The sequence below is a fragment of the Pseudomonas antarctica genome (assembly GCF_900624995.1).
Taxonomy (GTDB): domain Bacteria; phylum Pseudomonadota; class Gammaproteobacteria; order Pseudomonadales; family Pseudomonadaceae; genus Aquipseudomonas; species Aquipseudomonas antarctica.
Map to the genome: position 1 here is coordinate 1 of NZ_UYXQ01000076.1, position 19115 is coordinate 19115.

At 61.2% G+C, this 19115-nt stretch carries 22 protein-coding genes and 1 pseudogene; 14 read left to right on the forward strand and 9 right to left on the reverse strand.

What is annotated here, in order from left to right; translation table 11 throughout:
- Positions 1-163 (forward strand): annotated as a pseudogene (locus tag E0F99_RS22465) (IS256 family transposase); the annotation flags it as partial.
- A 226-nt stretch (positions 164-389) separates the two neighbouring features.
- Positions 390-1256 (forward strand): DNA/RNA non-specific endonuclease, encoded by an 867-nt coding sequence (locus tag E0F99_RS22470; RefSeq protein WP_083357623.1) that lies wholly within the window; start codon positions 390-392, stop codon positions 1254-1256.
- A gap of 33 nt (positions 1257-1289) precedes the next feature.
- On the opposite strand, the gene E0F99_RS22475 is transcribed toward E0F99_RS22470, so the two are convergent.
- The 5 genes from E0F99_RS22475 to E0F99_RS22495 all read right to left on the reverse strand — a co-directional run bounded on the left by E0F99_RS22475 (position 1290) and on the right by E0F99_RS22495 (position 4252).
- A complete protein-coding gene (locus E0F99_RS22475; protein WP_130908935.1) occupies positions 1290-1469 on the reverse strand; it encodes a DUF1289 domain-containing protein in 180 nt (59 codons plus the stop codon).
- A gap of 32 nt (positions 1470-1501) precedes the next feature.
- Positions 1502-2410 carry a CDF family Co(II)/Ni(II) efflux transporter DmeF gene (gene dmeF, locus E0F99_RS22480; RefSeq protein WP_083357625.1) on the reverse strand — a complete coding sequence of 303 codons (909 nt, stop codon included), beginning with the start codon at positions 2408-2410 and terminating at the stop codon, positions 1502-1504.
- Positions 2407-2682 carry a metal/formaldehyde-sensitive transcriptional repressor gene (locus tag E0F99_RS22485; protein WP_083357626.1) on the reverse strand — a complete coding sequence of 92 codons (276 nt, stop codon included), beginning with the start codon at positions 2680-2682 and terminating at the stop codon, positions 2407-2409. Before E0F99_RS22485 ends, dmeF begins: the two co-directional genes overlap by 4 nt.
- 75 nt (positions 2683-2757) lie before the next feature.
- Positions 2758-3975 (reverse strand): MFS transporter, encoded by a 1218-nt coding sequence (locus E0F99_RS22490; protein ID WP_083357627.1) that lies wholly within the window; start codon positions 3973-3975, stop codon positions 2758-2760.
- Between the two features lie 58 nt (positions 3976-4033).
- Positions 4034-4252, reverse strand: a complete 219-nt coding sequence (locus E0F99_RS22495) for a hypothetical protein (protein WP_083357628.1) — start codon at positions 4250-4252, stop codon at positions 4034-4036.
- Positions 4253-4370: 118 nt separating this feature from the next.
- Here E0F99_RS22495 and E0F99_RS22500 point away from each other — a divergent pair, with 118 nt between their 5' ends.
- From E0F99_RS22500 to E0F99_RS22535, 8 genes are all read left to right on the forward strand, one after another.
- On the forward strand, positions 4371-5582 hold the full coding sequence (locus E0F99_RS22500; RefSeq protein WP_083357629.1) for a YeeE/YedE family protein: 1212 nt from the start codon (positions 4371-4373) through the stop codon (positions 5580-5582).
- 21 nt (positions 5583-5603) lie between these two features.
- Positions 5604-6479: a LysR family transcriptional regulator gene (locus tag E0F99_RS22505; protein ID WP_083360393.1), complete on the forward strand. Its 876-nt coding sequence runs from the start codon at positions 5604-5606 to the stop codon at positions 6477-6479.
- A 110-nt stretch (positions 6480-6589) separates the two neighbouring features.
- Entirely contained in the window at positions 6590-7015 is a 426-nt protein-coding gene (locus E0F99_RS22510) for a VOC family protein (RefSeq protein WP_083357630.1), read from the forward strand.
- Positions 7016-7117: 102 nt separating this feature from the next.
- Positions 7118-7882, forward strand: coding sequence for a 5-oxoprolinase subunit PxpB (gene pxpB, locus E0F99_RS22515; protein ID WP_083357631.1), 765 nt, complete (start codon positions 7118-7120; stop codon positions 7880-7882).
- Complete coding sequence (locus E0F99_RS22520) at positions 7879-8817, forward strand: 5-oxoprolinase subunit C family protein (protein ID WP_130908936.1); 939 nt, start codon at positions 7879-7881, stop codon at positions 8815-8817. The genes pxpB and E0F99_RS22520 overlap by 4 nt, the downstream gene beginning before the upstream one ends.
- A gap of 170 nt (positions 8818-8987) precedes the next feature.
- Positions 8988-10328 (forward strand): MFS transporter, encoded by a 1341-nt coding sequence (locus E0F99_RS22525; protein ID WP_083357633.1) that lies wholly within the window; start codon positions 8988-8990, stop codon positions 10326-10328.
- A gap of 113 nt (positions 10329-10441) precedes the next feature.
- Positions 10442-10984, forward strand: coding sequence for a cysteine hydrolase family protein (locus tag E0F99_RS22530; RefSeq protein WP_083357634.1), 543 nt, complete (start codon positions 10442-10444; stop codon positions 10982-10984).
- Between the two features lie 4 nt (positions 10985-10988).
- Complete coding sequence (locus E0F99_RS22535; RefSeq protein WP_083357635.1) at positions 10989-11972, forward strand: GlxA family transcriptional regulator; 984 nt, start codon at positions 10989-10991, stop codon at positions 11970-11972.
- Here the strand turns inward: E0F99_RS22535 and E0F99_RS22540 are convergent.
- Positions 11943-12110, reverse strand: a complete 168-nt coding sequence (locus E0F99_RS22540; protein WP_083357636.1) for a DUF2986 domain-containing protein — start codon at positions 12108-12110, stop codon at positions 11943-11945. The two genes, E0F99_RS22535 and E0F99_RS22540, sit on opposite strands and share 30 nt — an antisense overlap.
- Before the next feature lie 141 nt (positions 12111-12251).
- Here E0F99_RS22540 and panB point away from each other — a divergent pair, with 141 nt between their 5' ends.
- Positions 12252-13067 carry a 3-methyl-2-oxobutanoate hydroxymethyltransferase gene (panB, locus tag E0F99_RS22545; RefSeq protein WP_083357637.1) on the forward strand — a complete coding sequence of 272 codons (816 nt, stop codon included), beginning with the start codon at positions 12252-12254 and terminating at the stop codon, positions 13065-13067.
- Here panB and E0F99_RS22550 read toward each other — a convergent pair.
- Together E0F99_RS22550 and E0F99_RS22555 are read right to left on the reverse strand one after the other, a co-directional pair.
- Positions 13055-14440: an aminotransferase-like domain-containing protein gene (locus tag E0F99_RS22550; protein WP_083357638.1), complete on the reverse strand. Its 1386-nt coding sequence runs from the start codon at positions 14438-14440 to the stop codon at positions 13055-13057. The two genes, panB and E0F99_RS22550, sit on opposite strands and share 13 nt — an antisense overlap.
- 116 nt (positions 14441-14556) lie before the next feature.
- Positions 14557-15291, reverse strand: coding sequence for a helix-turn-helix domain-containing protein (locus E0F99_RS22555; protein WP_083357639.1), 735 nt, complete (start codon positions 15289-15291; stop codon positions 14557-14559).
- Between the two features lie 108 nt (positions 15292-15399).
- Between E0F99_RS22555 and E0F99_RS22560 the strand changes: the two genes are divergently transcribed.
- Together E0F99_RS22560 and E0F99_RS22565 are read left to right on the forward strand one after the other, a co-directional pair.
- Positions 15400-16041: a YebB family permuted papain-like enzyme gene (locus E0F99_RS22560; RefSeq protein WP_083357640.1), complete on the forward strand. Its 642-nt coding sequence runs from the start codon at positions 15400-15402 to the stop codon at positions 16039-16041.
- 32 nt (positions 16042-16073) lie between these two features.
- On the forward strand, positions 16074-17456 hold the full coding sequence (locus tag E0F99_RS22565; RefSeq protein ID WP_083360394.1) for an FAD-binding oxidoreductase: 1383 nt from the start codon (positions 16074-16076) through the stop codon (positions 17454-17456).
- On the opposite strand, the gene cynR is transcribed toward E0F99_RS22565, so the two are convergent.
- Positions 17453-18331: a transcriptional regulator CynR gene (gene cynR / locus E0F99_RS22570; protein WP_083360395.1), complete on the reverse strand. Its 879-nt coding sequence runs from the start codon at positions 18329-18331 to the stop codon at positions 17453-17455. The genes E0F99_RS22565 and cynR overlap by 4 nt on opposite strands.
- Before the next feature lie 111 nt (positions 18332-18442).
- Here cynR and E0F99_RS22575 point away from each other — a divergent pair, with 111 nt between their 5' ends.
- Positions 18443-19084, forward strand: a complete 642-nt coding sequence (locus E0F99_RS22575) for a carbonic anhydrase (RefSeq protein WP_083357641.1) — start codon at positions 18443-18445, stop codon at positions 19082-19084.
- The last annotated feature ends 31 nt before the right edge of the window (positions 19085-19115 follow it).

Sequence of the window (19115 nt, forward strand, 5' to 3'; positions counted from 1 at the left end):
GACCCGAGGGCACTTCCCAACGGACGATGCTGCAACAAAATTAATCTGGTTGGGATTGCGAAATATCACTGCTAACTGGGGCAAACCGGCACATGACTGGAAGAGTGCGATGAACCAATTTGCGATTCTGTACGGAGATCGATTTATCAGGCCTACCTGGTAAAACTAAGGCCTGCCTGTCGGCAGGCCGTTACCGGCCCGCACACAAAAAATCTGACACTCTCGGGGCGCTCATGCCCATGGATTCAAGCCGGGCGCACGTGGCACAGAAAAACCCTTCGTGGCCGGGCACTAATAGGCCTTGGTCAGGTCAATAACCCCCGCAATATCATCCACTTGGCTCCGTTTTTCGGAGCCTGACGCCTTACTCCCTTTCAAAGAAGTCATGCATGCACCTGCGCAAAATTGCACTCGGGCTATCAGCTCTCGTTCTGCTCTCCACCGGGGCAGATGCCCGGGGGTTGCTGGACTTTATCAAGCCCCCCGCACAGGAACACACCTCCCGCTCAAGCTCGATCAGCCAGCGCGCGGCGCTCGGCCTCTATTCCAGCCAACAACAGCAACCCTCGTTTGCCAGCTGCGCCGATCTGTTCCCTGGCGCCAGGCCGATCAACACCGCCACCGTGCCCACTTCGATGAAACCCATGGCGTTGTGTTCGGACAATTTTGCGGTGCTTTACTCGCAGACCAGCAAGACACCACTGGTGGTGGTGGAACGCCTGAATGCCGCCCAACTGAAAAACGCTAAAGGTGAAGAGCGCACCAACCAGTTCTACCCGGACCCGCGCATCCCTAAAGGCGCTCGCGCCGAGTTGAGCGACTACCGCAGCCAACACCCGGCCGTGGACCGTGGCCATCAGTCCCCGGCTGCCGATGCGCCGAGCGCGAATGCCATGGCGCAATCCTTCGCGCTGTCGAACATGGTGCCGCAAGACCCCACCAACAACCGCAAAATCTGGAGCAAGGTCGAGGCGGACGTGCGCAAGTTCGCCGTGCGTGCCGGCGGCAATGTGTTTGTGTTCACCGGCCCCTTGTTTGATGCAGGTTACAGCACCGTCGGTCACAACAAGGTCTGGGTGCCCACGCGTCTGTTCAAGCTGGTGTACGACGCCTCGTCGAAACGCGCCTGGGCTTATGTGCTGCCCAACGCTGAAACCCGCATCCAGAAACCGATGGACTACGACACCTTTGTGAAGAGCACCGGGCTTAAGCTGCTGGGTGATTTGCCGGTCAGCGGCTCGGTGGGGCGCACCTGATGTGCCCTCTAAAGGCTGGCGGCAGCGTCAGCCTTATTTAGCCTTTTTCAACGCCTTTAACCGCAACGTCGCACGCTGCACGGCGGCCATCTTTTCCGGGCGCTTCATGCGTTTCCATTTGCGAATGTCGTCCTTGCACCGCCCGCAACTGACGCATAGATCGCCGCTGAGTTGGCAGGGGGAGATGCACGGGTTTTCGATATCTTTAGCCAAGGTCTCACCTGGGTTTAATCAAGGGCGCGCAGCTAGAGCGCGCGAAATTCAACGGTGAGGTGGCTCACTTCATGAACCGGTTTGAGGCGCTCGCGAATGCGCTCGGCATCTGTGGTCGAGCGGCCCACCACGCTGACGATGGCCGCATGCGCGTCGGGACCCACCCGCCACACGTGCAAGTCGGTAATCGTCGCATCGCCAGGTTGTTCGACGAGTTCGCGGATCTCGGCGGCGACGTGTTCATCGGTTTGGTCCAGCAACACGCCGGCGGTGGTGCGCATCAAGCTCCAGGACCACCGGGCAATCACCACCGCGCCGACAATGCCCATCGCCGGGTCCAGCCACACCCAGCCCAGATACCGCCCCGCCAGCAACGCGGCGATGGCGAGCACAGAGGTCAGCGCATCGGCGAGCACATGCACGTAGGCTGAGCGCATGTTGTTGTCGTGGCCATGAGGGTCGTGATCATGATCGTGCCCATGGCTGTGACCGTGGCCCAGCAACAGCGCGCTGGCGATGTTCACCGCCAACCCCACCACCGCAATCAGCGTGGCGGTACCGAACTGTACTTCGGTAGGCTGCAGCAAGCGCATCACCGACTCGACACCAATGCCTAAGGACACCAGCGCCAGGATAAGCGCCGAGGCGAACCCGCCCAGGTCGCCGACTTTGCCGGTGCCAAAGCTGTAGCGTGAGTTGCTCGCATTGCGTTTGGCGTAGGCGTAGGCCGCAGCGGCAATGCCCAACGCGCCCGCGTGGGTGGCCATGTGAAAGCCGTCCGCCAGCAACGCCATGGAACCGGTCAAGGCCCCGGCGGCAATTTCCGCGACCATCATCACCACCGTCAACATCACGACCCACAGGGTGCGTTTGGCGTTTTCGTCGTGGGCCGAGCCGAGGAACACATGTTCGTGGGTGTGAGCGCTATGGGCGGCGTTCATTTGGAATACCGCCGAATGGCTTCCAGCAGCTCTTCGACGCCACGGGCGCGGGCTTCCTCGCTGAGGGCGGGGTCGGCCACATGGGCTCTGGCGTGGTCTTCGATGATTTCTTCCATCAAACCGTTGATGGCGCCGCGTGTGGCGGCCACCAGGTGCAGGGTTTTGGCGCAGTCGAGGTCCGACTCCAGGGCTTTTTCAACCGCCTGTAGCTGCCCGGCGATGCGTTTGACGCGCTTGATCAGGCTGTCTTTGTTTGCGGCAATGTGGCCCACGATATACCCCCCTACCTATGATGGGGCGCATCATTGCATACCCCACCCCCCTATACAAGGTGGCGTGTGCAGGCGCTATTTGGGCCGGTCCAGCTGACGCTTCAGGGTGTAAAGCGCCACGCCCACCGCCAGGATGCCCGACACCGCGCCAACCACCAGCGCCCAGCGCGGGCCGAGGTGGTCGGCCACCCAGCCGACGATGGGCGCACCAATCGGCGTGCCACCGAGGGCGACGGCGACGCGCAGGGCGATCACGCGTCCACGCATGGCGGGCTCGGTGGTGAGTTGCATCAGGCTGTTGGTGGTGTTGCTGAAGGTCATGGCACCCACGCCGATGATCACCAGCGCAATCGCGAACATCCAGTAGTTCGGTGCCAACGCTGCGAGTATGCAACCAAAGCCAAACACCGCCGCGCCGGTCAGCAGTGACTTGAACTGCGGTCGCTCACTGCCAGCGGCAATCAGCGCGCCGGCGATGGTGCCGATGGCCAGGGTCGAGGTCAGCAGGCCGTAGCCACGCGCATCAGCATGGAATTCGGTGACGGCCATGGTCGAGATGAAAATCGGGAAATTCATGCCGAAGGTGCCGATCAGAAACAGCATCAGCAAGATCGCCTTCAGGTCCGGCCGCGCCCACACATAACGCATGCCCTCGGTGAGGCTGCCTTTGGTCCGCAGCGCGCGTACCTTGGTGTGCTGGCTGGACACGCGCAGCAAAAACAGCGACGCCAGCACCGCAAAAAAGCTCGAGCCATTAAGCAGGAACGCCCAGCCGGTGCCGACTGAGGCGATGGTCACGCCCGCCACGGCCGGGCCGATCATGCGCGCCATGTTGAACGAGGTGGAGTTGAGCGCGATGGCGTTGGACAAATCTTTCTCGCCCACCAGTTCGGCCACGAAAATCTGCCGCACCGGCGCATCGAAGGCCGAGGCGCAGCCGGATAAAAACGCAAACACGTACACGTGCCAGAGTTGCACGAAGCCTGTGAGGGTGAACACCCCCAGCGTCAGTGCCAGCAGGCCCATGACCGCTTGGGTGACGATCAGCAGCTTGCGCTGGTCGTAGTGGTCGGCGGCAAACCCGGTCCACGGCAGCAGCAACAACTGCGGCCCGAACTGCAGCGCCATGACGATCCCCACGGCGGCGGCGTTGTGAGGGGTGAGTTGGGTGAGCACCAGCCAATCCTGGGCGGTGCGTTGCATCCAGGTACCGACGTTGGACACCAGCGCACCGGCGGCCCAGATGCGGTAGTTGGGGCTGCGCAGGGAACGGAACGTGCCGAGGACACTCATGAGGGCGTTAGTTCCTCCGGTTGTCGGGCCACTCGATGATGGCCGGTTCGCTAAAAGATCATTTGATTTCAAACAGCCGCAAAATCGCGGCCTTCGCTTTCTCTCCATCGCTGCCATGGAGTGCGCAAATGGACGCCTGATCGTTGAGTGTGTGCAGTTGGAAATGGTTGTAGAACGCTTGGCCAAGCCGCTGTTGCTCGAACGCTCCCTGGTTCCAGCGGTTTAGAAAGTCGTCGTAAGCGGTACCCTCGATTTCCAGTTTCGGTGTACTGCCCATGTGAACTCGTTCTATTCATTCAGAAAACACGCAAGACTCCCACGCTCGACCTGTTGGCCTAGGCGTCCGGATTCCATGCCATCATACCTACCCCCATTCAAACACACCGAGACTCCCCATGAGCACCTCCCTTTCCCTGACCCCCGCGCGCAAGCCCATCGCGCCGCTGCTGGCGTTTATCATCCTGGTGGTGGGCGCCGTGTTCCTGCAGAACAGCGTCGGCTCGCGCCAGCTGCTGTTGCTGGTGGTCGGCGCGGCGCTGGGCTTGACCCTGTACCACGCCGCTTTCGGCTTCACGTCGGCCTGGCGTGTCTTCATCAATGATCGGCGCGGCGCCGGTTTACGCGCGCAGATGGTGATGCTGGCGGTGGCGGTCGTGCTGTTTTTCCCGGCGCTGGGGGCGGGTACGTTGTTGGGTCAGCCGGTGGTCGGGCTGGTGGCGCCGGCCGGGGTATCGGTGGTGTTTGGTGCGTTTATTTTCGGCATCGGCATGCAGTTGGGCGGCGGTTGCGCCTCGGGCACGTTGTTCACCGTGGGTGGCGGCAATGCGCGCATGTTGGTGACGTTATTCTTCTTTATTTGCGGCTCGTTGATTGCGACCCACCATGTCGATTGGTGGTTTGCATTGCCGTCGTTCCCAGCGGTTTCCATCGTCAAAAGCTTCGGTGTAGTGCCGGCGTTGATCTTGAGCTTGGCCGTGTTCGCGATCATCGCAGCGGTCAGCGCGCGCCTCGAGAAGGGTTGTCATGGCCAGCTTGAAGCGCGCGCCACCAGCGAACACACAGGCTGGCGCCGTTTCCTGCGCGGGCCCTGGCCGTTGGTGTGGGGCGCGATTGGCCTGGCGCTGCTCAACTACGCGACCCTGGCACTGGCCGGGCGGCCGTGGGGCATTACCTCGGCGTTCGCGCTGTGGGGCGCCAAAGTCGCCAGCGGCTTGGGTGTGGACGTGGCCAGCTGGGCGTTCTGGCAAATGCCGGGCAATGCCAAGGCCCTGGCCGCACCGGTGTGGGAAGACATCACCAGCGTCATGGACATCGGCATCGTCCTCGGTGCGCTGTTGGCGGCAGGCCTGGCCGGGCGTTTTGCGCCGAGCCTGAACATCCCGGCGCGTTCGCTGGTGGCGGCGGTGATCGGTGGCTTGTTGCTGGGCTACGGCTCGCGCTTGGCGTACGGTTGCAATATCGGTGCGTACTTCAGTGGCATCGCCTCGGGCAGCCTGCATGGCTGGGTGTGGTTGGTGGCGGCGTTCATCGGTAACGGCGTGGGCGTGCGGCTGCGGCCGTTGTTCTTTACGGGCGAGCGGCCGCAGGTGGCATTGAACGGCTGCTGAGTGAACGGTGAGGTAACCGGCATGATTAGAGAGTTAAGAACCTTCGTGAGCGCCGCACGGCGTGGCACCTTTGCCGCCGCAGGCCAGCAAGTGGGCCTGACGCAATCGGCCGTGAGCGCGCAAATCAAGCACCTTGAAGACGCGCTCGGGGTGAAGCTGTTCGATCGCACCGGCCGCTCCGCCACCCTCAACTCGGCGGGGCAGCGCGCGGTGCCGCTGGCGGAAGAAATTCTCGATATTTTCTCGCGCATGGGCACCCCTGATAGCGCCAATAACTTCCACGGCTCATTGCGGATCGGCGCCATCGGCAGCGTACAAACCGGCCTCCTGCCCCAGGCGCTGGTGGCGCTTAAACGCCGCGCGCCGTTCATCGAGGTCAACTTGGTGCCGGGTGTTTCGCTGAACCTGCTCAGCCAGGTCGATGCCGGTGAGCTGGACCTGGCGATCATGATCCACCCGCCGTTCAATTTGCCCAAAGACCTGAATATCGAGGTCATCGCCCGTGAGCCCTTTGTGCTGATCACCGCCAAGGACGTGCCGGGCGATGACCCGTTGCAGATCCTGCGCGAGCAACCTTTTGTGCGCTATGACCGTGGCTCGTTCGGCGGGCGCCAGGTCACGCAGTTTCTCAAGGAACAGCAGATCCAGACGCAACAGGCGCTTGAGCTTGATGAGTTGGACGCCATCGTCAAAATGGTCCGCAGCGGCCTCGGCGTGTCCCTGGTGCCGATGGCCGGTTTGTGGCTGGAACACGGCAGCGACGTGCGGGTTTTGCGCTTGGATACGCTCACGTTCTATCGCGAAATCGTGTTGCTGACCAAGTACACCCAGCGCCAATTGCCGCTCTTCGCGCTATTCCGGGCGTGCGTCGTAGAAGTGCTGGGTGCGCCGAAGTAGGGCGCGAGCATCAAAAAAATTGAGGCTCAGGGCGAAAGATATGCGCTTTATCGCAGGGGCTTTCTGGTGAAGAATCGCGTTCTGAATAACAGCACCTGCAGGTAGCCACCGTGAGCCTTTCGCCCTTTCATTTAGCTATTCCCGTCTACGACCTCGCTGCCGCTCGCCACTTCTATGGCGACGTGTTTGGGCTCGCCGAAGGCCGCTCCAGCGCGCAATGGGTCGATTTCGATTTCTACGGCCACCAGCTGGTTATTCACGAACACCCCAAGACCCAATCCCAGGCGTCGGTGCACGCCAATCCGGTCGATGGTCACGATGTGCCGGTCCCGCATTTCGGCATCATTTTGCAGTGGGAGCAGTGGGAAGCCTTGGCCGATCGGCTGCGGGCGCGCGAAACCCAATTTGTGATCGAACCCTATATTCGCTTCCAGGGCCAGGTCGGTGAGCAAGCCACGATGTTTCTGTTTGACCCGTGCGGCAACGCGCTGGAGTTCAAAGCGTTCAAGGACATGAGCCAACTGTTTGCCAAGTGATTGCACCCTGCGCGACCGTCGCCACCCGAGCGACGGCGTTAATAAGACGTGAAGCCTTGCTGGGCGGATCTTCATGCCTGCCGCATGAGAGATGACGACATTATGTCTGACGTTAACTGTGATAGTTGGTCCTTGCGTGCTGAACAACGCTGGCAGTTCGAACCGTGTGGCGACAGCTGCATCGTGGTGGAGTTTGCAACGGTGTTCAGTGCGCAGGCCAACCGCCGTGCCGTAGCGTTCAGTGCAACGCTGCACGACCTGTTGGCGCGTGGGCTGCTCAGCGGCGTTACCGATGTGATCCCGGCAATGGTATCCGTGGGCGTGCATTACTCCCCCGATATGTTCGCCGTGCTGTACCCCGAACTGCTACCGTACGACGCCGTGGCCGAGGTGCTGAAAGACGCCCTGACACAGCAGCAGAACCTGCCGCGCATCACCCCCAAACGGTTTGAAATTCCGGTGTGCTACGAGGGTGACTACGCGCCGGACCTGCTGGCTATCGCCAACGCCTGCGACATGACCCCTGGCGAAGTCATTGCCGCGCACAGCGGGCAATGGGTCGATGTGCTGATGGTCGGTTTCGCGCCGGGCCACCCGTATATCGGCATGCACGCGCCTGCGCTGAAACTGGGGCGCCGCGCCGTGCCGCGTACGCTGGTCAAGCGCGGCAGTGTGGGGCTGGCAAATTGTCAGAGCGTGATTTACCCCGCCGATTTGCCGGGCGGCTGGAACATTGTCGGCCGCACACCGTTGCCAATGTTTTCACCGGCCAATCAGCCGCCGTGTCTGTTGAGCAGCGGTGATCAGGTGCGGTTTGTGCCGATAACGGCCGGTGAGTTTGAACAGCTGGCCGTAGAACAGCGATGAGCATCAACGTGATTCGGCCCGGGTTGTTTTCCTTTTTTCAGGACACCGGCCGCGTGGGCTTCCAGCATTGGGGCGTGCCGGTCAACGGCGCGATGGACCAAGACGCGCATGCACTGGCCAACTTGTTAGTGGGCAACCCGACGACTGCCGCGACCTTGGAAATGACGATTCAAGGCCCTGTCCTGTGTTTTCAAGCGAAGGCACTGATCGCCCTGGCAGGCGCCGACCTGGGTGCACGCCTGAACGGTGCGGCACTGAAACCGGGGCAGGCCGTTTGCATAAAACCGGGTGCGGTACTGCGCTTCGAAAAGCGTGAATACGGTGCGCGGGCTTATCTAGCCGTCAGCGGTGGGTATTTGCTCACACCCGTGATGAATAGCAGCAGCACGTATAGCCGGGGAGGGTTTGGCGGGCTGTGCGGGCGGGCGTTGAAGGCCGGAGATGTGATTCCCATTTGTTCTTCATTTGCCAACCCGCCGCGCTTGAATATTCCTTCGGGTCTGCTGGTTGGCGAGCGAACCAGCCCTGTCTTGATACGAGTGCTGCACGGTCGTGAGTGGCCGGATTTTTCTGAGGCGGCGCGGCACGCTTTTCTCACTGAACCCTACGCGATGACAGAGGCGTCGGACCGTATGGGCTATCGGCTTGAAGGCGCCGGCCTGGAACTCACGCAGCCCAAACAACTGCTGTCGCAAAGCGTGGCTTTCGGCACCGTGCAAGTACCCGCCGGCGGGCAGCCGATTGTGCTGATGGCGGACCGTCAAACCACCGGTGGCTACCCTCGCATTGCGCAGGTGGCGAGCGTGGATTTGCCCAGGCTGGCGCAACTGATGCCGGGCGATGAAGTGCGCTTTGTCCTGATTGATTTACCCATGGCGCAGCAACTGCTCGTGACGCGTGCGCGCACGCTGAAACGATTGGAAGCCGCTCACTGAAAAAACCGTCGCTACCGAATAATAAAAATAGGAGCGCTGCATGATGAGTCCCACTTTCAACATTCTTACTGTCGAGCATTAAAACCCCTCGGTTGCCGCTGGGTTTACTTTTGGGTGGAACAGCCCACCTCAATAACTCAAATGACCAACAGTCAGAGTGGAAGGTGTTTATGTCTCAATTGATCGCTACTACGGCCCCATCGACCCCTTTTGGCGGGTGCAATCAAACCGCTGAAAGCAGTGCAAGCCAGGTCGCCAAGCGCGCTGCGATTGCCGCTGCTACGGGCACGGCGGTGGAGTATTACGAGTTCGGCGTGTACGGTTTTATGGCGACGATTATCGCGCCGTTATTCTTCCCCAGTGATAACGCTGCTGCCGCGCTGCTTGCCACGCTGGCGGTGTTCGGCAGTGCGTTCTTGATTCGGCCCTTGGGCGGCATTCTGCTGGGGCGGCTGGCAGACCGTATCGGTCGGCGCAAAGTGCTGCTGAGCACCGTGGTCGGCATGGGCACTGCGACAGCGATTATCGGCTTGCTGCCAACGTCCGCCCAAGTGGGCATTGTCGCGCCGATCCTGCTGGTGCTGATTCGCTTGGTCCAGGGCTTTTTCGCCGGAGGTGAGGTGATCGGGGCGGCAGCCTTCCTGGCCGAGTCCTCGCCCAAGGGGCGGCGCGGTTTTTACGGCGCCTTCACCCCGGTCGGCGTGGCGATTGGCGGGTCTATGGCGGCGATCATCTGCGGCATCACCACCGGGCTGGTCGACGCGCAACAACTGCAAGCGTGGGCGTGGCGTATTCCGTTTTTCCTTGCCATCCCGTTGGTGATTTTCTCGTGCATCATGCGCCACAACGTCGAGGAAACGCCTGAGTTCAAAGCCTTTCTCGCTGTGCAAAAACCACCCGCGGCGCCGGTCAAAGAGGTGCTCACGCAAAACCTGCCAGCGGTGCTGCGGGTGGTGGTGTTCGCCTTCGCGCAGAACGCCGGGTATTACATCGGCCTGGTGTTCATGAACATCTACTTGACCTCCTACCTGCATTTCGAAAAATCAAACATCTATTGGGTCATCGCCGGCGTCAGCCTGTGCATGGCCGCGCTCATGCCGTTCTGGGGCGGGTTGTCTGACCGTATCGGGCGCAAGAAAGCCCTGGCGATCGGTTTTGTTGGCTATGCGGTGTTAGTCATTCCGATGATGGTGCTGATGAACAACAGCAGCCTGTTCATTGCGGTCCTAGCGTTTTTTGTGGCGACGTTGCCGATGCCGGTGATCCAGTCAGTCGGCTATCCCACCTATGCGGAACAGTTTCCGACGCGGGTTCGTTACACCGGCATGGCCATCAGCATTAACTTAGGCGCCATTCTGGGCGGTGGGATCACGCCGTACATTGTCACGTCGTTGATCGGCTCGACGGGCAATTTGCTGGTCCCGGGATTTTTCATGGCGGGGGCTGCGGTCTGTGCGTTGATTGCCTTGACCACCCTGCATGAAACCTCTCAAGGTGATTTGCGCCGCTGACAAATTATGTCCGAATCCGTCCTGAAGTGGTCCGGCATACGCCTGTTACTCACCTGTCGGAATGCCTAGTATGGCTTGCATCATTCACTGATCTGCAAGCCAGAAGGCCCCTTATGACCCGCAAAGCCCTTATCGTTATCGATGCCCAGCATTCGTTCCGCCATTCTACCTACTGGTCCGAAAATGACCTGCCAGCTTACCTGGAAAAACAACAGGCGCTCATCGATGGGTGTGTTCAACACGGCATCCCGGTGATACAAGTCTTGCATGTCGAGGACCAAGGGCATTTTTCCCTGGCCTCGGGCAACGTGCGGGCGTTGAGCGAATTGTCGATCAACCCCGATGTGGTTATTCACAAGCGCTACCACAGCGCTTTCGCCGGCACGCCCCTGGCTGCGCGGCTCACGGAGATGGGCGTGACGACGGTGATCATCAGTGGCATTCGCACCGAACAGTGCTGTGAAACCACCATACGGCAGGCCTCGGACAGCGGCCTCAATGTGGATTTTGTCAGCGAGGCGACCATGACCTTCCCGATGACCCACGAGCGTAGTGGCCGGGTCTACACCGCGGCTGAGATTCGCGAGCGCACGGAGTTGGTGCTGGAAGGGCGTTTCGCGCGCATTGCCAGCGTGGCCCAGGCACTGGAAGGTTGAACCTATGAGCGTGCCGGTGCTGTTCGTGCTGTTGCCCAACGTGCTGATGCTCGACCTGGCCGGCCCCGCCGAAGTGCTGCGCCTGGCGGCTCAAGCCGAAGACCCGGCGGCCATCGACTTTGACTTGCAGTACGTCAGCCCGGTGGAGTCGCTGCAAACCTCGATCGGCTTGCCCCTGAGCGGGTTGGCGCCATTGCCGCCAAGCCTGGCGCCCGGCACGTGGGTGGTGTTGGTGGGCTCCACCTCGAAGGTCACCCGGGCACGTCAGCAGGTGTTCGAGTCGGCCAGCAATAAACTGACCCAGTGGCTGCAAACCGTGTTCGCGCCCTGCGGTGAACGGCTGGTGTGCGTGTGCGCCGGTGCCTTGAGCGCCGCCCGGGCCGGGCTGCTTGACGGGCGCCAGTGCACCACCCACCACGCGCTGTGCTCCATTTTGCAAACCATGGCGCCAAAGGCCCGGGTACTGGAAAACCGCCTGTACGTCACCGATGGCAACATCAGTTGCAGCGCCGGAGTCACGGCGGGTATCGACTTGATGCTGCACGTGGTCGCCGAGCTGGCCGGGCCACGGCTGGCCTGCGCGGTGGCGCGGGACATGGTGGTGTACATGCGCCGCAGCGGCGCCGACCCGCAGCTGTCGCCATGGCTGGCCGGGCGCAACCACCTGCATCCCGCTGTGCATCGGGTGCAGGACGCCATCGCCGCATCCCCGTGTGAGCCGTGGACCGTCACACGTATGGCCGGCCTGGCCTACACCAGCAGCCGCCACCTGGCGCGGTTATTTCGCGAGCACGTCGGCATCAGCCCGCTGGATTACCTGCACCAACTGCGGTTGACCGTGGCGCGTGAGTTACTGGTTGAATCGACCCTGGACATTGAAACCGTCGCCGAGCGCGCCGGCTTTGGTTCGGCGCGGCATCTGCGGCGTATCTGGGGCAAATATGAAGCGCGGACGCCTTCAGCTGGACGTGTCAGCGGCGCTGGTTGAGGCTTGATCGGCCTCAGCTTCGAGTTTGGCGCGGTCGGCTTTGCTAATGTAGATGTCTTTGCTTTTCGGCGCCAATTTGGCACTGGCTTTTTTCGCTTTGGCCCTGAAGAGCTGCTTGAGTTTTTTCTGGCGGTTCATTTCTTTTTGCCTGATCGGTGAAGGTTTGGATGATACCAGTTTAAAAACCTGGGTCGCTTTTTAGCGCCGATCTGTGCATTGAATCGCCGTGCGTTCTGCCAATAATCGGGCCGGGTATTCAGCGCAAACGGAAGACCCTCGATGAGCATCCACACCCGCACTAAACGCATCACTGTGCCGCAACTGGTCGCGATGAAGGGCCAACAGAAAATCGTCGCCCTGACCGCGTATTCCAGCGCCATCGCCAAGCTGATCGACCCGTTGGTCGACTTCATTCTGGTGGGTGACTCCACGGCCATGGTCGGCTATGGCCGCCCCTCGACCTTGAGCATGCAGCTCGAAGAAATCATCGGCCACACCCGTGCGGTGGTCGACAGCACGCGCCTGGCCTGTGTCATTGCTGACATGCCATTCGGCAGTTATCAGGAATCCAACGAGCAAGCGTTTCGCAACTGTGCCCAAGTGTTGGCGCGCACCGGTTGCGATGCCGTCAAGCTGGAGGCCAACCAGGCGTTGGCGGGCACTGTTGAGTTCCTGGTTGCGCGCGGCATTCCGGTGATGGCTCATGTGGGGTTGATGCCGCAGTTCGTCAATGTGATGGGCGGGTTTAAGGCCCAGGGCCTCACGGCTGAAACGGCGGCGGTGATTGCCGCTGATGCCCGCGCCACTCTGCAAGCGGGCGCTTTCAGTCTGTTGCTGGAAGGGGTGGCCGAAGGTGTGGCCCGGCAGATCACCTTGGACTCGAGCAGGCCGACTATCGGCATCGGTGCTTCGCCGGCGTGCGACGGCCAGGTGCTGGTCACCGAAGACGTGTTGGGCTTGGGCGGTGAGCACCTGCCGCGCTTCGTTAAACAGTACGCCGATGTTGGCGCGGTGATTCGCGATGCCTGCGAGCGCTTTGCCGAGGATGTTCGCCACGGCCGTTTCCCCGAAGCGCGGCATTGCTACGGGCTTTGACGCACCGCCTGGGCCAGTTGCTGCACGGCCTGGGCGATATCTTTGCTCCAGTCCAGGGTGTAGCTCAGGCGCAGGTGCTGCTGCCACGCGCCTTGTTGGCTGAACAGCTCGCCGGGGGCGATGACGATGCGCTGGGCGAGCAAGCGCTCGAACACCTGGCGCAGGTCGACTGAGGGCGGGGCCTTAAGCCAGAAACTCGCGCCGCCTCGGGGCACGAGCGCCGGCCAGTGCACCTCGTCCAACAGAGCTTTCATGCCTGTCATCCGCTCCAGCAACAAAGCCCGCAGCGCCTTCAAATGGGGGTCGATACGCTTGGAGGTGAACAGTTTGGCGATCGCCTTCTGGCGGATCGGCGAGAGGCGAAAGCCCCGCTCCAGGAACACTCGCTGCAACTGCGGCCCCTGCCCGCGACACAGCACATACCCATACGGCGCTTCTGAACCGATGACTTTATCGAAGGTCGAGAACACCAGCAGTTTCTGCGGGTCGGCAAAGTCGCGATAGCGCGCCGGCTGCGGCTCAAAATACAACTCGCCATAGGTGTCGTTTTCAAACAGCCAGATATCTCGCTGCGCCAGCCAGCGGCAAATCTGCTGCTTATCCTGCGTCGGCACCACGCCGCCCTGCGGAATATTCACCGTCGAGGACAGCACCGCGAATCGAATCGGCTCCTGCGTCAGCAAGCCTTCCAGCGCAGCCAGGTCGAAACGCCCGTGCGTATCAAGGCGCAACTCGATCACGCGGACCTTCGCCGCCTGCAACTGACGCAAAATCGCCCACGAACACGGCGACTCCACCAACGCCACCGTACCGGCCAGGTCCAGGGCGTTGAGCGCGGCATCCAGCACACTGTGCAGGTCCGAGCCGATAAATACATGGTCGGCCTGCCAGTAATTGTCGGCCGATTGGGTGTAGCGCTCGGCCAGTGCGGCGCGCAACTCGGGCTCGCCGAACGGCAGGTACAGCGGCGTGAGGGCGCGCGGGTGTTGGCGCGTCAGCTCACGTTCGAGCATCAGCAGCGGGTTTTCCAGCGACAGCAGCATCGCCGGTGCATCGCTGCTCAACGCCAGCATTCCCGGCTGGCGGGCATGGGCGAACACTTGGTCGAGCAGGCTGGGCGAGCCTTGCGTCAACAACGGCGCGGGCAGCGACCGGGTGAAGTAGCCGAACTTGGGTTTGGCGTAGATCCGCCCTTCATCTTCGAGCAGCGCGTAGGCGTACTTGGTGGTCGACACCGACACGCCCAGGCGCGCGGCCAGCTGGCGCAGGGACGGCAGTTTGCGCTCGACCTGCGTAGGGCTGGCGTCGATCAACTCGACTAGGTAGCGGTACACCGCCTGATAGGCGAAAGCGCTGTGTTTCGTTTTATCCATGACCACTCGCGCCACTTGACCTTATTACACGGGGAACACCTCGGGGTTGGGGCCGGGCCAGTATTACTCAAGGTACTGTAATACCCAAACCCGCGAAAGACCGCCAGCCCTTGCGACTAGCTGCGCTTGAGCTTCCTGAAGGCCAGTGGTTCCCATACACGCAGTGCCAGCAAGAGCGCCGTTCCGCGTTTCTCAGACAAAGGCGCGGTCAGCGATTCGTTGTGAAGCGCCGCCAGCTTGCTGCGCAGCCTGTGCATTTCGACTTGCAGCTGAGCGTAAGCAGTCTTCGTCAACATGCCATGCGCAAAGTCCAGGGTTTCGTCCGGTGCCTCGAACGGGCTGCGCATAAAGTCGGGTAAACCCTGGCGCAGAAAAAATTGGCGGATAGGACCGTTCGGCAACCAATCAAAGTCGCGCGCGACGAGCAGCCTGATCCGATTGCCCGGTTTCAGGTCCGCCAGGCCCATGCGCTCTAACACCAGCAGGTGCTTGATGCATTCGGCTTTCGACACGCAATAGGCAGACAGTATGTCTTCCAGCGACCAGTGATTCAGTGCACACACGGCCACCAGCAACAACGTTTGGTCTGATACCAGTTGCGCTTCCTGTTCGCGCTCCAGCATCTGCAGGCGCGGTGCCGACGACTCCGCCTCCTGAAGCAATTGCGCCATCGTCAAACCGAGCAAATCACTCAACTGGGCGAGACGCTCCACCGTCAGACGACCACTGGCCAGCAGGCGTTTTACGCTGGGCTCTGAAAGGTCAAGCGCTTGCGCGACGTCGCGATAGGTCATTCCCGCAGACTTCAGGCGCTGCTTGATTGTGGTGATGAGCTGGGTAATCTGCGTCATAAGTATTGGAATTCGATGCTGGGGGTAGCAGTTTACGAAAATAGTTGGGGTAAAGGTGTGAAATATGCATCCTCCTCGCATACTGGCCCCTCAAAAAAGGAGGTCAGCATGCCCGTAGACAATGGAGTGATCACACCGGTCAGAACGCCCGTGGCTAATTTGCAGATTGGGGACCTGGTTTTCATCCGCGTTACCGCCCGACCGTTCCTGGAAGTCGCCAGCGCCACGAACTCGTGGACTAACCACGTGGGCATCGTCGTCGACAACCGTGGCGACGAGCCGTTGATAGCGGAAAGCACGTTTCCCTTCGCGCGAACCACGCCACTGACGCGCTTTCTGCAACGCTCCGAGCACGGCCGTTACGCCGTTGCGAGGTTGACCTCTGCGCTCAGCGACCAGCATCACAGTGCGCTGGTCGAAGCAGCGCTTCGGCGCATGGGCACGTTCTACGACACCGGTTTCAACATCAGTTCGCGACGCCAGTTCTGTTCGCGCTTCGTTCGTGACGTTATTTATGAAGCGACCGACATTCAGGTGGGAGAGGTGGAGACGTTCGCGACGTTACTGCAACAAAATCCCGACCCGAGGCTGGTCTTCTGGCGTTGCTGGTACCTGGGCCGCATTCCGTGGCAGCGGCGTACCGTGACGCCGGCGAGCGTGCTGCGCAGTTCGCAGGTGCACGTCATTGTCGACGCACCCGGGCATGCTCACGCAGCGGAGCAACCGGCGGCGAAGCGGTGGGCCCGGTGAAGTGCACGCGGCGCGAGCTGCTTCACGCTGGCATGGTCGGTATCGCAGCCAGTGCGCTAGCACCTTGGGCGATAGCGGCCACACCTTCAGGTGAGCTGATTAACGATGTGACGCTGCTTAACCCGATATGGGTTAACGGTGTGCTCACCCCGCGTACGACGCAGGAGATTTGCCAGGCGCTTGCCGAAGGGGCAGGGCCCGTCAGTATGGGCGGTGGGCGCTACAGCATGGGCGGACAGATTGCCACCGAGGGCTGCCTGCACCTCGATATGCGAAGGTTCAATCGGGTGGTCCGGTTCTCGCCGCAGAACCAGGTGATACGGGTGCAAGCAGGCATGCGCTGGCGCGATTTACAGTCGGTCATCGACCCACATGACCTCGCGGTAAAAATAATGCAGAGCTACGCCAACTTCACCGTCGGCGGGTCGTTGTCTGTCAATGCGCATGGGCGTTATGTCGGCGCTGGCCCGCTGATCAATTCGGTACGTTGCCTGCAACTGGTGCTGGCGGACAGCTCGGTAATCGAAGCTTCCCGCAGCACCCGCGCCGACGTGTTCTACGCCGCGATCGGTGGCTACGGCGCGTTGGGCGTGATCACCGAAGTCGAATTGGACCTTGTACCCAACGTCGCCATGGAGCGTCAGGTGCGCCGACTGCCCGTTGCCGATTACCCGATGTTTTTCAATGACCACGTCCGTGGTAACGCCCAGGCTATTTTGCACAACGCCGATTTGGCGCCGCCGTTCTTTGACCGGGCCACGTGCGTCACCTGGTGCGCCACCGACAAAGCGCCGACAGTCGCAGACCGGTTAGTCGCGCCGGGGCAATCGTACAAGTTTGATGAGGCCGTGATGTGGAGTGTGACAAAGCTTCCCGGCGGCCCATTGATCCGCAAGGACGTGGTTGATCCGCTGCGCTATCTCAGCCACCCGGTGGTACGGCGCAATTACGAAGCCAGTGCGGACGTCGCCTCACTGGGGCCTATCGCAACCCGCACCAGCACCTATGCGTTGCAGGAGTATTTTGTTCCCGTCGCCCAACTCGATGCGTTCGTACCGTTGATGGCTGGCATCCTGCGGGCGCACGCTGTGAATGCCGTCAATATCTCCATCCGGCACGCGCCGAGTGACACTCAATCGTGCCTGTCTTGGGCACGTGAAGAAGTGTTTTCGTTCGTACTCTATTACTGGCAACGCGTTGGCGTGGCAGATCGCGAGGAAGTCGGCGTGTGGACACGTGAGCTTATCGACGCCGCGCTGTCGCTAGGTGGAACCTACTACCTGCCGTACCAGTTGCATGCGACGCCGGAGCAATTCTCACGCGCCTACCCGAACGCGCGGCGCCTGTTTGCACTTAAGGCGCAATTGGACCCAGGCAAACGATTCCGAAACAAGCTCTGGGACACATATTCCTAGGCTCCCGCCACGTGCTTCGCTACGTCCATAAACGCCCGTGCAGCCGCAGACTGATAAACCCCTTTGCGCTGCATCAACACCGCCGTGCGCTCCAACCGCTGCGGCCCCAGCTCAACGGCCACCAACTCTGGATGCGCCCGCGCAATGGCGGCCGGAAGCAAGGTCGACAGTGTGGTCCTGCGCACCACCTCAATCAACGCACCGATCACATTGGCCTCCATCACCACGCGCGGGCGGATGCCGTGTTGGTTGCAGTAGCGGTCGATTTGCTCGCGGGTGGCGAATTCCTTGCTCAGCAAAATCAGTGATTCGCCATTCAGCGCCTCCAACCCAATGGCCCGCTCCCCCGCCAGCGGGTGCTGTTGACCAACTACCAGCGCAAGGGTTTCGACCAGCAGGGGAAAGGTCTCGATGTCTTGCGCATGCACCTCATCAAACGCAATACCCACGTCCAGCTCGTCGGCCAGCAGTTGGTGCTCCATCTGCTCCTGGGCGACCTCACGCACGTTCAGCGTGATGTTCGGGTAGCGCTGGTGAAAGGCTTCCACCAGCGGCCCAACCAGATAAGTGGTGAAGGTCGGCGTCACGGCAATCCGCAGCGTTCCCCGGCTCAAATCGCCCACGTCATGGATCGCACGTTTGCCTTCCTGCAGTTCCTGCGCCGCCCGCAGTGCATAGCGTAGGTAAACCTCCCCGGCATCGGTCAGGCGCGTCTTGCGTCCCGAGCGATCAAACAACTGTGCGCCGAGGCTCTCTTCCAGCTGCCGCACTTGCTGCGACAGCGCTGGCTGCGAGACATGCAGGGCCGTCGCCGCCTTCGTGAAGCCCTGATGTTCCGCGACCGCAAGGAAGTATTGGATATGTCGTGCCAGCATGGTTGAACCCATAAGATTATCTAATGTGCTTGATCATATATGAGACTTTTACCTTATTGCACCCGCTCCGTAACCTTTGCTTCATCGCATCGCGAATCACTGGAGTCACCCATGCAAGACATCATCGACGGTTTCCTGAAGTTTCAACGCAGCGCCTTCCCCGAGCGTGCCGGCCTGTTTAAAGACCTGGCCAACCAGCAGAGCCCACGGGCGCTGTTCATCTCTTGCTCCGACAGCCGGCTGGTGCCAGAGCTGGTCACGCAGCGTGAGCCGGGCGACCTGTTCGTCATTCGCAACGCCGGCAACATCGTGCCGTCCTACGGCCCTGAGCCGGGCGGCGTGTCGGCCTCGGTGGAATACGCCGTCGCCGCCTTGCAGGTCAGCGACATCGTGATCTGCGGGCATTCCGACTGCGGCGCCATGACCGCCATCGCCACCTGCAAATGCCTGGACCACATGCCCGCCGTGGCCGGCTGGTTGCGCTACGCCGATTCCGGCCGGGTAGTTAATGAGGCCCGCAAGCATGTTGACCAGCCCGCCAAGGTCGCCTCGATGGTGCGCGAAAACGTCATCGCGCAGTTGGCCAATATCCAAACGCACCCCTCAGTGCGCCTTGCACTCGAAGAAAAGCGCGTAACGCTGCATGGCTGGGTCTACGACATCGAGAGCGGCTGCATCCAGGCCTTCGATGGCCGCACCGGCAAGTTCGTGCCGCTGGCCGACAACCCAGCCGTACGCGCCGTTTCCCACTAACACCCTATTTTTACCCACGGAGATACCCCCA

Bases quoted from the DNA above. Each gene is read 5' to 3' on its own strand.
- E0F99_RS22500 (WP_083357629.1), top strand. From the start codon at position 4,371: ATGAGCACCTCCCTTTCCCTGACCCCCGCGCGCAAGCCCATCGCGCCG.
- E0F99_RS22495 (WP_083357628.1), bottom strand. From the start codon at position 4,252: ATGGGCAGTACACCGAAACTGGAAATCGAGGGTACCGCTTACGACGAC.
- E0F99_RS22490 (WP_083357627.1), bottom strand. From the start codon at position 3,975: ATGAGTGTCCTCGGCACGTTCCGTTCCCTGCGCAGCCCCAACTACCGC.
- E0F99_RS22565 (WP_083360394.1), top strand. From the start codon at position 16,074: ATGGTCGGTATCGCAGCCAGTGCGCTAGCACCTTGGGCGATAGCGGCC.
- E0F99_RS22575 (WP_083357641.1), top strand. From the start codon at position 18,443: ATGCAAGACATCATCGACGGTTTCCTGAAGTTTCAACGCAGCGCCTTC.
- cynR (WP_083360395.1), bottom strand. From the start codon at position 18,331: ATGCTGGCACGACATATCCAATACTTCCTTGCGGTCGCGGAACATCAG.
- pxpB (WP_083357631.1), top strand. From the start codon at position 7,118: ATGTCTGACGTTAACTGTGATAGTTGGTCCTTGCGTGCTGAACAACGC.
- panB (WP_083357637.1), top strand. From the start codon at position 12,252: ATGAGCATCCACACCCGCACTAAACGCATCACTGTGCCGCAACTGGTC.
- E0F99_RS22535 (WP_083357635.1), top strand. From the start codon at position 10,989: ATGAGCGTGCCGGTGCTGTTCGTGCTGTTGCCCAACGTGCTGATGCTC.
- E0F99_RS22540 (WP_083357636.1), bottom strand. From the start codon at position 12,110: ATGAACCGCCAGAAAAAACTCAAGCAGCTCTTCAGGGCCAAAGCGAAA.
- E0F99_RS22560 (WP_083357640.1), top strand. From the start codon at position 15,400: ATGCCCGTAGACAATGGAGTGATCACACCGGTCAGAACGCCCGTGGCT.
- dmeF (WP_083357625.1), bottom strand. From the start codon at position 2,410: ATGAACGCCGCCCATAGCGCTCACACCCACGAACATGTGTTCCTCGGC.
- E0F99_RS22470 (WP_083357623.1), top strand. From the start codon at position 390: ATGCACCTGCGCAAAATTGCACTCGGGCTATCAGCTCTCGTTCTGCTC.
- E0F99_RS22555 (WP_083357639.1), bottom strand. From the start codon at position 15,291: ATGACGCAGATTACCCAGCTCATCACCACAATCAAGCAGCGCCTGAAG.
- E0F99_RS22505 (WP_083360393.1), top strand. From the start codon at position 5,604: ATGATTAGAGAGTTAAGAACCTTCGTGAGCGCCGCACGGCGTGGCACC.
- E0F99_RS22520 (WP_130908936.1), top strand. From the start codon at position 7,879: ATGAGCATCAACGTGATTCGGCCCGGGTTGTTTTCCTTTTTTCAGGAC.
- E0F99_RS22525 (WP_083357633.1), top strand. From the start codon at position 8,988: ATGTCTCAATTGATCGCTACTACGGCCCCATCGACCCCTTTTGGCGGG.
- E0F99_RS22530 (WP_083357634.1), top strand. From the start codon at position 10,442: ATGACCCGCAAAGCCCTTATCGTTATCGATGCCCAGCATTCGTTCCGC.
- E0F99_RS22550 (WP_083357638.1), bottom strand. From the start codon at position 14,440: ATGGATAAAACGAAACACAGCGCTTTCGCCTATCAGGCGGTGTACCGC.